Raw genomic sequence first — 14260 nt, 5'->3', positions numbered from 1 at the left:
GCCGCGCGGCATTGGAGAACAGCGAGGAAAGCCGCTAACGGTCCGGAGACTGCGACGATTCAGGCGCCGAAGGCGTGTCGTCTTGCGGCTTGTCGGACGAACCGTGGCGGTAGAAGCCGCTCATCAGGTCGATGAGCTGGGCGCGCTCTTCCGTGGTCGCGCGATTGAGCGCGTGCGTCGGACCATGAATGAGCTTGTTGGTGAGCGATTGCGACAATGCTTCGAGCACGGCGGCGGGATCGTCGCCGCGCGCGAGCAGCTTGCGCGCGCGTTCGACTTCGGCGCGGCGCAGCGCGTCGGCTTGTGTATGCATGTGGCGGATGACCGGCACGATACTGCGCGCATCCAGCCACTGCATGAAATTCTGCACACGCGTTTCGATGATCGCTTCGGCTTGGGCGACGGCAGCTTGCCGCGACGCATTGCCTTCGCGCACGATCGCGCCGAGGTCGTCGACGGTATAAAGGAACACGTCCTGCAGATTGCCGACTTCCGGCTCGATATCGCGCGGCACGGCGAGATCGACCATGAAGATTGGCCGATGCCGGCGCGCGCGCACCGCGCGTTCGACCGCGCCCAGCCCGATGATAGGCAGCGTCGACGCCGTGCACGACACGATGATGTCGAACTCGTGCATGCGCGTGGGCAGCTCGGAAAGCGGAATGGCGCGGCCGTTGAAACGTTCGGCGAGCTTTTCGCCGCGTTCGGCCGTGCGGTTTGCGACCACCAGTTCGCGCGGATTTTGCGCGGCGAAGTGCGTGGCGCAGAGTTCGATCATTTCGCCCGCGCCGATGAAAAGCACGCGCTGACTCGAAATGTTTTCGAAAATGCGCTGGGCGAGTCGCACGGCGGCGGCGGCCATGGAAACGGACTGCGCGCCGATCTCGGTCGTGGAGCGCACTTCTTTGGCCACCGCGAAGGTGCGCTGAAACAACTGGTTGAGATAAGTACCGAGCGCGCCCGCTTCCGACGCGGTGCGCACGGCATCCTTCATTTGTCCGACGATCTGCGTTTCGCCGAGCACCATGGAATCCAGCCCCGAGGCGACGCGGAAGGCGTGGCGCACGGCCTCGGACTGCGGCAGCGCGTAGACGTGCGGCGCGAGTTCCGAGACCGGGAGATTGTGGTACTTCGACATCCACTGAATGGCAGCGTCGCGCGCGGCGGCGTCGTCGGTGGCGCAGTAAAGTTCGGTGCGATTGCAGGTTGAGAGGATCGCCGCTTCGGGCGAAACCTTGGCGAGCGGCCCAAGCCAGATGTCCTTCAGCGCGCCCAGAGCGGGCTTCAGCTGTTCGAGCGGAAACGCCACGCGTTCGCGCAAGGCGACAGGCGCAGTGTGGTGATTGATTCCGATCGTGAGGAGCTGCATGTAATGGGCCTAAGCCGATGGCCTTTCAGATAGCGCAATATTATAGCGTTTTACGAATCTCTTCATTTATAGGCGGCATAGGGGATGGCTGGTGTTCGCTCGCGCCGCTTGCAGCTGGCGCGAAGCCCCACGCTCGTGCGACGCCAGGACGCAGCGCCGCGCTCAATCGAAGTACTTTGCCAGCTCGGCGGCGCGCGCTTCGAGTTCCTCTTGCGACAATGCATGCGTCTCGGCAGCCGCTTCGCGATTTCGTTCGGCGGCGGCAATGGCCGCGTGCCGCGAAGTATTGTCGTGATGCAGATGGAACAGCGACGCGTTTGCATCGGGCACGGAATGCCAACGAACGCCGAGCCGCACCGCGCGCGTGAGCAGGTCGTCATCTTCGCCGCCCCAGCCAATGAAGCGCGGATCGTAGCCGCCAACGCGCATGTAATCCGAGCGTTTTATGAGCACGATGGCGCCCGGCGTATTCGCATAGAGAATTTCCATTTCTTCGGGCCGGTCGCTTTCGAGAAACGGTTTTAGTATTGCGTAATCTCCGGAAGCAATGAATGCATCGCGATAAACACCCGTAACGTTAATCACGTTCGTGAATGGGCAAAGTGCGTCGCTTGCCGTTCCATGACGAATTGCGTTGATGCAAAGCGGCAGATAATCCGGGTTGGAAATCATGTCCGCGTCATGGAAACAAATGATGTCGCCGGTGCACATTCGCGCGCCCAGATTGCATAGGCGCGCCTTTGGAAAGGGGCCGTTATCGCATACGAAGACATGCCTGATCTTTTCGTCGCCAAGGCCCGACCAGTGGAAGGTGGGCGTGGCATCGGCTTCGATGAGATAAACCGTGTAGTCAGAATAAGTCGAATCGAGATGGCGCAATATGCCGCGCAGATTTTCACGCCGCTCCAGCGTGGAACCGCGGTAGGTCATCACGAACTCCAGACCGTTTAGCGATATGAGGCTTTTCTCAATCATGGTGCTTTATTTTCCGCTGTAAACCTATTCGATCGATGCCGCGAACTTGGGCAGTGACTCGTTAGAGTATCGCCCTTAAATCAGCGTGGCTAAAGCGGTCATTTTACCGGCCCGGCATATTTTCATTTTTAAGCTTAGTCGCATAAATCGTTCAAGGAAACGCACTTGCCATCGCCAACCTGGCCCCCTAAACTCGACCGCTAACGGCGCGCGGCGCCGGTTCGATCGCAATCAAAGGGGCGCGGTAGCTGATGGGCTGGACGGGCTTGATCTTTTTGGGCGCGGTAATCGGCGCGACGGGTTGGTGGCTGCATCCGCTGCGGCGCGCGGGGCGCGTGGGCACAGGCGCGGCGGGGCGAATCTGGACGGCCATCGTCGCGGGCATATTGGCGATAATCGTCGCGCGCATGTTCGGCAATATCATCAACCTGTATCACGACGGCGATACGCTCGAATGGTTCGCGTGCACGGTGTTCGCGCTCGTCGTCGTGACGGTGACAGTCGGCCTTGCCGCGCGTCGCTAAATCCGCGCTCGCCGGCGCTTCCTCACGCATTCCATGCAGGTGACTTCATGAACGACCGCATCGCACATTCCGCCATTCCCGACGCAGCCGAGTTCGCCCGGCGCATTGAATCGCTGCGCGGCCAGATGGCGCTCGACAATCTTGCCGCCGTGCTGATTCCGTCGGCAGACCCGCATCTTTCCGAATATCTGCCGGAGCGCTGGCAAGGGCGGCAATGGCTGTCCGGCTTCACCGGTTCGGTCGGCACGCTCGTGGTGACGGCGGATTTCGCGGGCGTCTGGGTGGACAGCCGCTATTGGACGCAAGCCGAGGCGCAACTGGCGGGCACCGGCATCGTGCTCATGAAGATGATGGGCGGCCAGCAAACCGCGCCGCACGTCGAATGGCTGGCGGCGCATGTCGATTCGGGCGATGTCATCGGCGTCGATGGCGCCGTACTCGGCGTGGCGGCGGCGCGCTCGCTTGCGGATGCGCTGAAGGCACGCGGCATCGTACTGCGCACGGATGTCGATCTGCTCGATTCCATCTGGCCGACGCGTCCCGGTTTGCCTGAGGCGCCCATCTACGAACATGCCGCGCCGCACGCCAGCGTGAGCCGCGCGGACAAACTCGCGCAGGTGCGCGAAGCCTTGCGCGCAAAAGACGCGCAGTGGCACTTCGTGTCCACGCTCGACGATCTCGCGTGGATCTTCAATCTGCGCGGCGGCGATGTCAGCTACAACCCCGTGTTCGTCGCGCATGCGTTGATCGGCACTGACGACGCGACGATCTTCATCGCCGATGGCAAGGTGTCGGCCGAGCTCGAGGAATCGCTCGCGCGCGACAACGTGCGCGTCGCGCCTTACGCCGATGCGCCCCGCGCACTCGCCGCGCTACCCGCCCGAGCCACGCTCCTGATCGACCCGCGCCGCATCACGCATGGTTTGCTGGAGCAAGTGCCCTCGGCGGTGACGATCGTGGAAGGCGTGAATCCGTCCACCTTCGCGAAGTCGCAAAAGACGGCGGCGGAAGCCGAGCATATCCGCGCGACGATGGAACAGGACGGCGCGGCGCTCGCCGAATTCTTCGCCTGGTTCGAAAATGCGCTGGGCCGCGAGCGCATTACGGAACTCACCATCGACGAAAAGCTCACGGCGGCGCGCGCGCGGCGTCCGGGCTTCGTGACGCTGAGCTTCGGCACTATCGCGGGCTTCAATGCCAACGGCGCGATGCCGCACTACCGCGCAACCGAAGCGTCGCATTCGGTGATAGAAGGCAATGGCTTGCTCTTGATCGATTCGGGCGGACAGTATGTGAGCGGCACGACGGACATCACACGCGTGGTTCCCGTCGGCGAGATCACGGCCGAGCACAAGCGCGATTTCACCATCGTGCTGAAAGGAACGATGGCGCTGTCGCGCGCACGCTTTCCGCGTGGCATCCGTTCGCCAATGCTCGATTCCATCGCGCGCGCGCCGATCTGGGAAGCCAGCGCGGACTACGGGCACGGGACCGGGCACGGCGTCGGCTACTTTCTGAACGTGCATGAAGGCCCGCAGGTCATCTCGCACTACGCGCCCGCCGAAAGCTGGACGGCGATGGAAGAGGGCATGATCACGTCCATCGAGCCGGGCATCTATCGGCCGGGCAAGTGGGGCATTCGCATCGAGAATCTGGTGCTGAACCGGAGCGCGGGCAAGACCGAATTCGGCGATTTCCTCGACTTCGAAACGCTCACGCTCTGCCCGATCGATACCCGCTGCATCGCCCTGGCCTTGCTGCGCGAGGACGAGCGCGCGTGGCTCAACGCGTATCACGAGGAAGTGCGCCGGCGCGTGTCGCCGCATGTGTCGGGCACGGCGTTGGCGTGGCTCGAAAAACGTACGCAGGCTATCTGATCCGAAACAAGAAGGAGCAGCAAAACCATGACCATCAAGGCAGTCGTATTCGACTTCGGCGGCGTGTTGATCGACTGGGATCGCGAGTATTTGTACCGGCAACTGATTCCGGACGAAACCGAGCGCCGCTGGTTTCTCGACAACGTCTGCAAGATGGATTGGGTCGTGCAGCAGGACGGCGGGCAGACCATAGAAGAAGGCACCGCCGAACTGATCGCGCGCTATCCCGATCACGAAGCGCTGATTCGCGCGTTCTATGCGCGCTGGCACGAGATGGTGTCGGGCGTGCTGGAAGAGGGCGTGGCGCTCGTCGACCGGCTGGACGCGGAAGGCGTGCCGCTATTTGGCCTGACGAACTGGTCGGCGGAAACGTTCCCGTATGCGTGGGAACGCTTCGACGTGTTGCGGCGGTTTCGCGAGATCATCGTTTCGGGGCGCGTGGGAATCGTCAAGCCCGACCCGCAGATTTTCGCGCTGATGCGCGCGGAGATCGAAAAGCATCTGCCGGGCATTCAGCCGCACGAACTCGTCTTCATCGACGACAACGCGAAGAACGCGCAGGCCGCGACGGATCTCGGCTGGCACGGCATCCACTACACGGGCGCGATGGAAACCGAAACGAAGCTGCGCGCGCTCGCCGTGCCTATCTGACGCTTACTGACCGAGCAGACTCTTGAGCGCGTTGCCAATACCGCGCACGGTATCGCCCGTGCCTTTGGCCACGCCTTCGACGCTCACACCGAGCGCCTTCGCAAAACCGGCGGCGAGTTTCTTCGACAGACTTTCCTGCAGCGAAAACTTCGGATCGCGCAGATCGCCGTCGAGCACGAAGTCGAGCTTGATCTGATCCTTGCGGTCTTTCAGCGCGGCGACAGCGGCTTTCGTCGGAATGGAGAGGAAGGTGTCGAGTCCGTTGCCGGTGTCGCTGATCTGCAAGTGATTCAGCGTGAGCGTGCCGGGCGCGTGAATGCGGTAATCGTGGATGTTCGCGTCCACGGTGAGGTCGATGGTCCCGCCCGTCACCGCCGCACGCGCGCCGGCCTTTTTCAGCAGATAAGGGTCGAGCGACGCGATATCCACGCCGCTCAGCACGGCGCGCGTCTGCGAATCCTTGTTGGCGATGACCATCCAGCCGCCCCACGAAACCGTTCCCGTATGCGACGGACCCTTGATCGAACCGGACATCGACAGATTGGTGCGGTCGGTGAGCGCGGGGAGATGCAGATGGTCGATGGTCGCACGCGAATCGCTGATCAACACGCGATACGGCGGCTTTTGCACCGATGAATCGAAGAACTCCATCGAGCCGCGTTCGAACGACACGCGATCGATGAGCTTCTCTTCCTGCGCGCGCGCGTCTTCCTTCGCGTCGGGCTTGGCGTCGGCGACGCGCGCGGTTTCCTTGAGACCGGGCAGAATCTGCACGCGGCCATCGGCGGAACGCACGATCGACAAATAGTAGTTGTCCACGCTCACGCCATGCAGATGCACGCGGTTTCGCAGCGCTTCGTGCATGTCGATGTCGAGCACGATGCGCTCGGCGCGCATGGCGTCGCTCGCGGGCCAGTCCTGCGGGCCGCGCAGACGCACGCGCGACAGTGTGACGTGGCCGAAGCCGACATCGATTTCTTCGGCCGAGCCGTTCGGCCCGAGCGTTTCGAGAATGCGCTCCTTCATCTGATGCGCGACGAAGAGCCACCCGCCAACCGCCACGACGATGATCGCCACGACGATTCCGACTGCCCAAAGCGCTCCCCGTTGCGCTTTCGATCGCGCCATCTGCAATGTCTCCCGAATACTGGTTCTGCCTGAGGCTCACTCGGCGGTAAGCCATTTCGCGTGCATCGTTTTTTTAAGTGAGCGCGTACTTTTCAGCCTCTGTCGCGCCGCTAGCGTGTCGCAAAGACGCCGTGAAGACTGGCGGCGACGTGCCTCAGACAGTCGCCGCATTCGTGTCCGATGTCGGTGCGCGCGCGCGCATAGGCGCGCGCGTTCCTCGTCTCATCCGTTCACGCAAAGGGTCAGCGCGTGATCGGCTTGTAGCGCAGACGCTTCGGCCGCGCGGCTTCTTCGCCGAGCCGCTTGCGCTTGTCGGCCTCGTATTCCTGATAGTTGCCGTCGAAGAACTCGACGTGCGAGTCGCCTTCGAACGCGATGATGTGCGTGGCGATACGGTCCAGGAACCAGCGATCGTGCGAGATCACCATGACCGAGCCGGCGAATTCGAGTAACGCGTCTTCGAGCGCGCGGAGCGTTTCGACGTCGAGGTCGTTGGACGGTTCGTCGAGCAGCAAGACGTTGCCGCCCGCGATCAGCGTTTTCGCCAGATGCAGACGTCCGCGTTCGCCGCCCGACAGATTGCCGACGAGCTTCTGCTGATCGCTGCCCTTGAAGTTGAAGCGGCCGATATACGCGCGCGACGGCGTTTCGTACTTGCCAACCGTGAGCACATCCGCGCCGCCGGAGATTTCCTCGAACACGGTCTTGTCGGCGCCAAGCGCGTCGCGGCTTTGATCGACATAGGCGAGCCTGACCGTCGGCCCTTGCACGATCTCGCCGGAATCCGGCTGCTCCTTGCCGGTCAGCATGCGGAACAGCGTGGACTTGCCCGCGCCGTTCGGCCCGATGATACCGACGATCGCGCCCGCCGGAATCTTCATGCTGAGGTTGTCGATCAGCAGCCGGTCGCCATACGCCTTGCTGACATTCTTAAACTCGATGACTTCATTGCCGAGACGATCGCCCACGGGAATGAAGATTTCCTGCGTCTCGTTGCGCTTCTGATATTCCTGGCTGTTGAGTTCCTCGAAGCGTGCGATGCGCGCCTTGGACTTCGCCTGACGTCCCTTCGGATTTTGGCGCACCCATTCCAGTTCCTTCTTGATGGCTTTCTGGCGGGCGGATTCGCTCGATTCTTCCTGCTTCAGGCGCTCTTCCTTCTGGTCGAGCCAGCTGCTGTAGTTGCCCTTCCATGGAATGCCGTGACCGCGGTCGAGTTCGAGAATCCATTCGGCGGCGTTGTCGAGGAAGTAGCGATCGTGCGTGACCGCGACGACGGTGCCCGGATAGCGCGTCAAGAACTGTTCGAGCCATTCGACGGATTCGGCGTCGAGGTGGTTGGTCGGTTCGTCGAGCAGGAGCATGTCGGGCTTTTGCAGCAGGAGCTTGCACAGCGCGACGCGGCGCTTTTCGCCGCCCGAAAGATGTTCGATGGTCGCGTCCCACGCGGGCAGGCGCAGCGCATCGGCGGCGACTTCGAGTTGCTGCTCGGGGCTGCCGCCGTCGCTCGTCGCGAGGATGGCTTCGTACTTCGCCTGCTCGGCGGCGAGCTTGTCGAAGTCGGCGTCGGGCTCGGCGTAAGCGGCGTAGATTTCGTCGAGCATCTTGGTTGCCTGGAAGACATCGCCGAGACCTTCTTCGACTGCCTGACGCACGGTTTGTTGCGGATCGAGTTGCGGTTCCTGCGGCAAATAGCCGATGTTCAGATTGGGCATCGGCGTGGCGTCGCCTTCGATGTCCTTATCGACGCCCGCCATGATCCGGATGAGTGTGGACTTGCCCGAACCGTTGAGACCGAGCAGACCGATCTTCGCGCCGGGGAAGAACGAGAGTGAGATGTCTTTCAGGATCTGACGCTTCGGCGGGACGATCTTGCCGACGCGGTTCATGGTGAAGACGTATTGGGCCATGTCGATGTTGTCTGTAATGGTGTGGTGAAGAGTGCGAACGCCGGGCGCGGGCGGCTGCGTGCGGGACGCGCACGCCGCGTTATCGGCATTCGACGCGAATCGTCGGCGCGGGATGACGCGCTTCCCGGCGCGTGTGCCGCGCGGGATCGAATGTCATTGTACTTCGGGCGTGCTCAGGCTATTGCCAGCGCGCCACGCCGCCATGCCGCGAACACGTTCCGCCGTGGTGGCGGCTGAAGCTGTACGAGCCGTCGCGGCACTGCGCGGTCGCGCCTTCGGGTACCGCGCCCGAACGCGAGCGAGAGGGCGCATGGATTACGTTGCCGTCGCGGTTGACGTAATGGCCATGTCTGTCGAGGTCGTTTTCGTCAGGTTGCGGGTTGAAGTTGTTCGCGTTCGCGCTGGTCGCGTACGCGTGCGCCGGTGTGCAAGGGATGACGCTCGCGGACAATGCAATGCAACACGTGAGAGCGAGCGAACGCAGAAACGCGGGTCCTTTCATCTTCTTTTTGTCTCCCTTTATTTTTATCGGGTACCGCTCATGAAAAAAGCGGAGCCCCGTTTATCGGGCACTCCGCTTTTTCATGCAAGACGATTTGACGATTCTTGACGCTTGACGGCGCTCAAACGTTGAACAGGAAGTTCATCACGTCCCCGTCGTGCACGACGTATTCCTTGCCTTCGGCCCGCATCTTCCCGGCTTCCTTTGCGCCTTGCTCGCCCTTGAACGCGACGTAGTCATCGAACGCGATGGTCTGCGCGCGAATGAAGCCGCGCTCGAAATCGGTATGGATGGCGCCAGCGGCCTGAGGCGCCGTATCGCCGATATGAATGGTCCACGCGCGCACTTCCTTCACGCCAGCCGTGAAGTACGTCTGCAAGCCAAGCAACTTGAAACCCGCCCGGATCACGCGGTTCAAACCCGGCTCGTCCATGCCCATGTCGGCGAGGAAGTCCTGCTTGTCCGCGTCGTCCAGATCGGCGATTTCCGCTTCGATTGCCGCGCACACCGCGACGACCGGCGCGTTCTCCGCGTCCGCATGCTTGCGAACGGCGTCGAGATACGGGTTGTTCTCGAAGCCGTCGTCCTTCACGTTCGCCACATACATGGTCGGCTTCGCCGTGATGAGGCAAAACGGCTTGATGAGCGCCTGCTCGTCTTCGTTCAACGAAAGCGCACGCACCGGCTTGGCCTCGTCGAGCTGCGCGCGCACTTTTTCGAGCACGGCGACGAGCTTGCCCGCTTCCTTGTCGTTGCCCGACTTCGCCGCCTTCGAATAGCGCGTGAGCGCCTTTTCGACCGTCGACAGATCCGCAAGCGCGAGTTCCGTGTTGATGACGCCGATATCGTCCAGCGGATCGATCTTGCCCGCGACGTGGATCACGTTCTCGTCGTCGAAGCAGCGCACGACGTGCGTGATCGCATCCGTCTCGCGGATGTTCGCGAGGAACTGATTGCCGAGACCTTCGCCCTTCGACGCGCCCGCGACGAGACCCGCGATATCCACGAACTCGACGACGGCCGGCAGGATACGCTCGGGCTTCACGATTTCGGCGAGCGCGGTGAGGCGCGCGTCCGGCACTTCGACCACGCCGACATTCGGCTCGATGGTGCAGAACGGATAGTTCTCGGCGGCAATACCCGCCTTGGTCAAAGCATTGAATAGAGTGGACTTGCCGACGTTAGGCAAGCCGACGATGCCGCATTGGAGGCTCATGGAATCCTTCGAACTGGTGAGACGGCGCAGGCCGCGCGGGTTTCGTCAAAAGTCGCGCGCCGGGCAAAGGCTGAATTGGCAAAAACGCCCGCCAGCGCAACGGCCGCGTCGAGCGGCCAGGCAAACCGCCATTGTACCGCCGCGCCGGGCAGCGGCGTTTCGCGCCGCCTTCCGCGACGGCCCGCCGCAGCGCCGCGCAGGCGCCAAATACGCTGCAATCCTCACGGCTATAATGGCCAGATGACTTCGCATCCCCTGACCTTTCATGCAGTTGTCGTCGGCGGCGGGCTCGTCGGCAAGACCGCTGCGCTCGCGCTCGCGCAATCCGGCTTGCGCACCGCGTTGCTCGCGCCGCAAGCTGCCGCCTTGCCCGCGGGCGCCGCGTTCGATTCGCGCATCTACGCGCTCTCGTCGAGTTCGCAGACGCTGCTCGAACGGCTGCGCGTCTGGCAAGCGCTCGATCGCACGCGGCTCGGGCCCGTCTTCGACATGCGCGTGTTCGGCGACACGCACGCGGAACTGCACTTCTCCGCGTTCCAGGCCTCGGTGCCGCAGCTCGCGTGGATCGTCGAGTCGAATCTGATCGAACAGTCGCTCGACGCCGCGCTGCGCTTCCAGCCGAGTCTGTCGTGGTTCGAATCGCGCGCGCAGGGCATGACGGTCGAGGACGATGCCGCGCACGTCACGCTTGCAAGCGGCGAGACGCTCGAAGCGGATCTGATCGTCGGCGCGGATGGCGCGCATTCTTGGGTGCGCGCGCAAATGGGCGCGAAGGTCGACCGGCGCGATTATCGGCAAACGGGCGTGGTCGCGAATTTCAAGGCGGAGCGGCCACACGGCGAAACCGCCTACCAATGGTTCCGCGACTCGGAAATCATCGCGCTGCTGCCGCTGCCGGGCGATCACGTCTCACTCGTCTGGTCCGCGCGCACCGAACACGCCGACGAACTCCTCGCGCTCGATCCCGCGCAACTCGCGGCACAAGTCGAACAGGCCACGCAAAACATGCTCGGCACGCTCGAATGCGTGACGCCAGCGCAAGGCTTCCCGCTCGCGTTGCAAACGGTCGACAAGCTGATCGCGCCACGTGTCGCGCTTATCGGCGACGCCGCGCATCTGATTCATCCGCTAGCCGGGCAAGGCATGAACCTCGGTTTGCGCGATGTCGCCGCGCTCGCGGATGTCATCGCCAATAAAGAAGGTTTTCGCAATCTTGGCGATCCCATTTTGCTGCGCCGCTACGAACGCGCGCGCCGCGAAGACATACAAAAACTCATGTTGGCGACAGACGGCTTGCAACGGCTTTTCTCGGTGCCGGGCACGCTTGCGCGCGCGGTTCGCAATACCGGCATGGCGCTCGTGGGCGCGCAGCCACTCGTCAAGCGCTGGCTGGTTTCGGCCGCGCTCGGTTAAAGACACGCCAGGCACATACAGGAAAAGAACATGAAACGCACACTTCGAACGGCACTCGCAGCGGCCGCGGCACTCGCCGTGACACTTGGTCTCGGCTGTACGGCGCAGGCCGACCAGACCACCGACAAGATCAAGTCCACGCTCGAATCGCGCATGGGCGACGCGAACATCAAGAGTGTCGACAAGACGCCCATTCCAGGGCTCTATGAAGTGAACCTCGGCTCGCAGATCGTCTATACCGACGCCACCGGCAACTACGTGCTGATCGGCGATCTCGTCGATACGCGCAGCAGCAAGAATCTCACGGAAGCGCGGCTCTCCGAGACCAACAAGATCGACTTCGCGAAGCTGCCTTTCGAGAACGCGGTGAAAGTGGTGAAGGGCAACGGCAGCCGCAAGATCGCGGTGTTCTCGGACCCGAATTGCCCGTATTGCAAGCAACTCGAATCGACCTTGAAGTCCATCGATAACGTCACCGTGTACACGTTCCTGTATCCCGTGCTCTCGCCGGATTCGACCGCGAAGTCGAAGTCGATCTGGTGCTCGAAAGATCGCGCGATGAGCTGGGAAGGCTGGATGCTGGACCGCAAGGCGCCGACCACGGCCGCCTCGTGCGACACCACCGCCATCGACAAGAACCTGAAGCTCGGTCACACGATGAACGTGAGCGGCACGCCGACCGTGTTCCTCGCGGACGGCCGCCGTTTGCCAGGCGCCGTTCCCGCCGACCGGCTGGAGAAGGAACTTTCGACCGCGCATTGAGGCGGCCCGAACCCACGACGAGAGGCGCATGAGAGGCGCCTCTTTTGGTTTCAAAGGCGCACCGACCGCGCGCCCACAACAAGAACAAAGGACACGACATGGCAACGACTACGCTCGATCGACCGGTGCGCTACAGCATCGTTCCGAAGAATCCGGCCGCGCATATCTTCGAAGTCACGCTCACGGTCGCCGCGCCGGACCCGGCGGGACAACGCTTCATGCTGCCGGTGTGGATTCCGGGCAGCTACATGATTCGCGAATTCGCACGCAATATCGTCACGTTGCAGGCGTTCAACGCGGCAGGGCGCAAGATCGGTATCGAAAAAATCGACAAGCACGCGTGGCAAGCCGCGCCGGCGGATGGCCCCATCACGCTGCGTTACGAGGTGTACGCGTGGGACATGTCGGTACGCGCCGCGCATCTGGATGACAGCGTCGGCTTCTTCAACGGCACGAGCGTGTTTCTCGCGGTGGAGGGGCAGTCGGCTGCGCCGTGTATCATCGATATTCAAGCGCCGCAGGGCGGAGCGCTGCGCAACTGGCGCGTCGCCACGGCGCTTGCCGAAGCGCGTGGCACGAAGCGCCATGGTTTCGGCGCGTACGAGGCCGCGAATTACGACGAACTCGTCGATCATCCGGTGACGATCGGCGAATTCGCGCTCGGCGGCTTCACCGCGCATGGCGTGAAGCACGACATCGTGATCTCCGGACGCGTGATCGGGCTCGACATGAACCGGCTCGCGGCGGACCTCAAACGCGTGTGCGAAGCGCAGATCGCGCTCTTCGAACCGCGCACGAAGAAAGCGCCGGTGGATCGCTACGTGTTCATGACGGTCGCCGTCAGCGATGGTTACGGCGGGCTGGAACATCGCGCATCCACGGCGCTGATCTGCAATCGCGGCGACTTGCCGGTGCTTGGCCGACCCGAAGTCAGCGAAGGTTATCGCACGTATCTTGGCCTTTGCAGCCACGAATACTTCCATACGTGGAACGTAAAGCGCATCAAGCCGGCGGCGTTCGCGCCGTACGATCTGTCGCAGGAAAATTACACGTCGCTTTTGTGGCTCTTCGAGGGCTTCACGTCGTATTACGACGACCTGATCCTCGTGCGCACCGGCCTTATTTCCGCGAGCGATTACTTCTCGATGCTCGGCAAGACCATCGGCGGCGTGTTGCGCGGAAGCGGGCGGCTCAAGCAGTCGGTGGCGCAGAGTTCGTTCGACGCATGGGTGAAGTACTACCGCGCCGACGAGAACGCATCGAACGCCATCGTCAGTTACTACCAGAAGGGTTCGCTCGTCGCGCTCGCGTTCGATTTGTCGATCCGCGCGCAGACGGACAACCGTAAGTCGCTCGACGATGTCATGCGTCTCTTGTGGCAGCGCTACGGACGCGACTTCTATCTCGGCAAGGCACGGGGCATCCGCGAGGACGAAGTGGAAGCGCTCTTCGCCGAGGCCACCGGCGCGGATCTGCGCTCGCTCTTCCGCGACGGCGTGCGCGGCACGCGCGACTTGCCGCTCGACGCGCTCCTCGAGCCGTTCGGCATAGCACTCGCGCCCGATCTGCCGACGAGCGGCACGGCCGGCAAGCCGTCGCTCGGCGTGCGCGTGCGGGGCAGCGCGGATTGCACGCTGGCGGTCGTGCACGACGGCAGCGCCGCACAGAAGGCGGGGCTTTCGGCGGGCGATGTTCTCGTGGCCATCGATGGTTTGCGTGTGACGGGATCGAATCTGGAGGCGCTGTTGTCGCGTTATCTGCCGGGTGCGAAGGTCGAAGTACACGCGTTTCGCCGCGACGAACTGCGTCGTACCGAAGTGAAGCTCGACGGCCCCGAAGTGTCGCGTTACGTGCTGACGGCTATCGACGGGCGCGGACCGTCGAAACAATGGCGCGAGCGCTGGCTGAAGGGCTGAAAGGCTGCGCCCACCGG

General features: G+C 62.8%; 12 protein-coding genes. 6 read left to right on the top strand and 6 right to left on the bottom strand.

Going from position 1 to position 14260, the window contains the following annotated elements:
- Positions 1-34: 34 nt before the first annotated feature.
- Complete coding sequence (gene hemA, locus NCT04_RS12815) at positions 35-1369, bottom strand: glutamyl-tRNA reductase (protein ID WP_244826341.1); 1335 nt, start codon at positions 1367-1369, stop codon at positions 35-37.
- 162 nt (positions 1370-1531) lie between these two features.
- Positions 1532-2299 (bottom strand): glycosyltransferase family 2 protein, encoded by a 768-nt coding sequence (locus NCT04_RS12810; RefSeq protein ID WP_250465766.1) that lies wholly within the window; start codon positions 2297-2299, stop codon positions 1532-1534.
- 296 nt (positions 2300-2595) lie between these two features.
- On the opposite strand from NCT04_RS12810, the gene NCT04_RS12805 reads away from it, so the two are divergent.
- From NCT04_RS12805 to NCT04_RS12795, 3 genes are read left to right on the top strand one after another with little or no spacing between them, the layout of a single operon-like run.
- Positions 2596-2868, top strand: a complete 273-nt coding sequence (locus NCT04_RS12805) for a hypothetical protein (protein WP_244826339.1) — start codon at positions 2596-2598, stop codon at positions 2866-2868.
- Between the two features lie 47 nt (positions 2869-2915).
- Entirely contained in the window at positions 2916-4745 is a 1830-nt protein-coding gene (locus NCT04_RS12800) for an aminopeptidase P family protein (protein ID WP_284509354.1), read from the top strand.
- A 27-nt stretch (positions 4746-4772) separates the two neighbouring features.
- The gene (locus NCT04_RS12795) at positions 4773-5396 is read left to right on the top strand and encodes an HAD family hydrolase (protein WP_244826338.1); all 624 of its coding nucleotides are present in this window, start codon (positions 4773-4775) and stop codon (positions 5394-5396) included.
- A 3-nt stretch (positions 5397-5399) separates the two neighbouring features.
- On the opposite strand, the gene NCT04_RS12790 is transcribed toward NCT04_RS12795, so the two are convergent.
- From NCT04_RS12790 to ychF, 4 genes are all read right to left on the bottom strand, one after another.
- Positions 5400-6524, bottom strand: coding sequence for a DUF748 domain-containing protein (locus NCT04_RS12790; protein WP_250465764.1), 1125 nt, complete (start codon positions 6522-6524; stop codon positions 5400-5402).
- Between the two features lie 242 nt (positions 6525-6766).
- Complete coding sequence (gene ettA / locus NCT04_RS12785; RefSeq protein ID WP_250465762.1) at positions 6767-8434, bottom strand: energy-dependent translational throttle protein EttA; 1668 nt, start codon at positions 8432-8434, stop codon at positions 6767-6769.
- 178 nt (positions 8435-8612) lie between these two features.
- Positions 8613-8936, bottom strand: a complete 324-nt coding sequence (locus NCT04_RS12780; protein ID WP_250465761.1) for a DUF3761 domain-containing protein — start codon at positions 8934-8936, stop codon at positions 8613-8615.
- A gap of 121 nt (positions 8937-9057) precedes the next feature.
- Positions 9058-10152, bottom strand: coding sequence for a redox-regulated ATPase YchF (ychF, locus tag NCT04_RS12775; RefSeq protein ID WP_244826334.1), 1095 nt, complete (start codon positions 10150-10152; stop codon positions 9058-9060).
- A gap of 240 nt (positions 10153-10392) precedes the next feature.
- Between ychF and NCT04_RS12770 the strand changes: the two genes are divergently transcribed.
- The 3 genes from NCT04_RS12770 (at position 10393) to NCT04_RS12760 (ending at position 14243) form a co-directional block, all read left to right on the top strand.
- Positions 10393-11565 (top strand): UbiH/UbiF family hydroxylase, encoded by a 1173-nt coding sequence (locus tag NCT04_RS12770; protein ID WP_244826333.1) that lies wholly within the window; start codon positions 10393-10395, stop codon positions 11563-11565.
- Between the two features lie 30 nt (positions 11566-11595).
- Positions 11596-12327 carry a DsbC family protein gene (locus NCT04_RS12765; protein WP_244826332.1) on the top strand — a complete coding sequence of 244 codons (732 nt, stop codon included), beginning with the start codon at positions 11596-11598 and terminating at the stop codon, positions 12325-12327.
- Between the two features lie 98 nt (positions 12328-12425).
- The gene (locus NCT04_RS12760) at positions 12426-14243 is read left to right on the top strand and encodes a M61 family metallopeptidase (protein ID WP_250465759.1); all 1818 of its coding nucleotides are present in this window, start codon (positions 12426-12428) and stop codon (positions 14241-14243) included.
- Positions 14244-14260: the final 17 nt, after the last annotated feature.

Source organism: Caballeronia sp. GAFFF2 (assembly GCF_023631485.1).
In the GTDB taxonomy this organism is placed as follows: Bacteria; Pseudomonadota; Gammaproteobacteria; order Burkholderiales; family Burkholderiaceae; genus Caballeronia.
This window is presented reverse-complemented; position numbering and strand designations above follow the sequence as displayed.

Bases quoted from the DNA above. Each gene is read 5' to 3' on its own strand.
- ettA (WP_250465762.1), bottom strand. From the start codon at position 8,434: ATGGCCCAATACGTCTTCACCATGAACCGCGTCGGCAAGATCGTCCCG.
- NCT04_RS12790 (WP_250465764.1), bottom strand. From the start codon at position 6,524: ATGGCGCGATCGAAAGCGCAACGGGGAGCGCTTTGGGCAGTCGGAATC.
- NCT04_RS12765 (WP_244826332.1), top strand. From the start codon at position 11,596: ATGAAACGCACACTTCGAACGGCACTCGCAGCGGCCGCGGCACTCGCC.
- NCT04_RS12770 (WP_244826333.1), top strand. From the start codon at position 10,393: ATGACTTCGCATCCCCTGACCTTTCATGCAGTTGTCGTCGGCGGCGGG.
- NCT04_RS12760 (WP_250465759.1), top strand. From the start codon at position 12,426: ATGGCAACGACTACGCTCGATCGACCGGTGCGCTACAGCATCGTTCCG.
- NCT04_RS12810 (WP_250465766.1), bottom strand. From the start codon at position 2,299: ATGACCTACCGCGGTTCCACGCTGGAGCGGCGTGAAAATCTGCGCGGC.
- NCT04_RS12800 (WP_284509354.1), top strand. From the start codon at position 2,916: ATGAACGACCGCATCGCACATTCCGCCATTCCCGACGCAGCCGAGTTC.
- ychF (WP_244826334.1), bottom strand. From the start codon at position 10,152: ATGAGCCTCCAATGCGGCATCGTCGGCTTGCCTAACGTCGGCAAGTCC.
- NCT04_RS12795 (WP_244826338.1), top strand. From the start codon at position 4,773: ATGACCATCAAGGCAGTCGTATTCGACTTCGGCGGCGTGTTGATCGAC.
- hemA (WP_244826341.1), bottom strand. From the start codon at position 1,369: ATGCAGCTCCTCACGATCGGAATCAATCACCACACTGCGCCTGTCGCC.
- NCT04_RS12805 (WP_244826339.1), top strand. From the start codon at position 2,596: ATGGGCTGGACGGGCTTGATCTTTTTGGGCGCGGTAATCGGCGCGACG.
- NCT04_RS12780 (WP_250465761.1), bottom strand. From the start codon at position 8,936: ATGAAAGGACCCGCGTTTCTGCGTTCGCTCGCTCTCACGTGTTGCATT.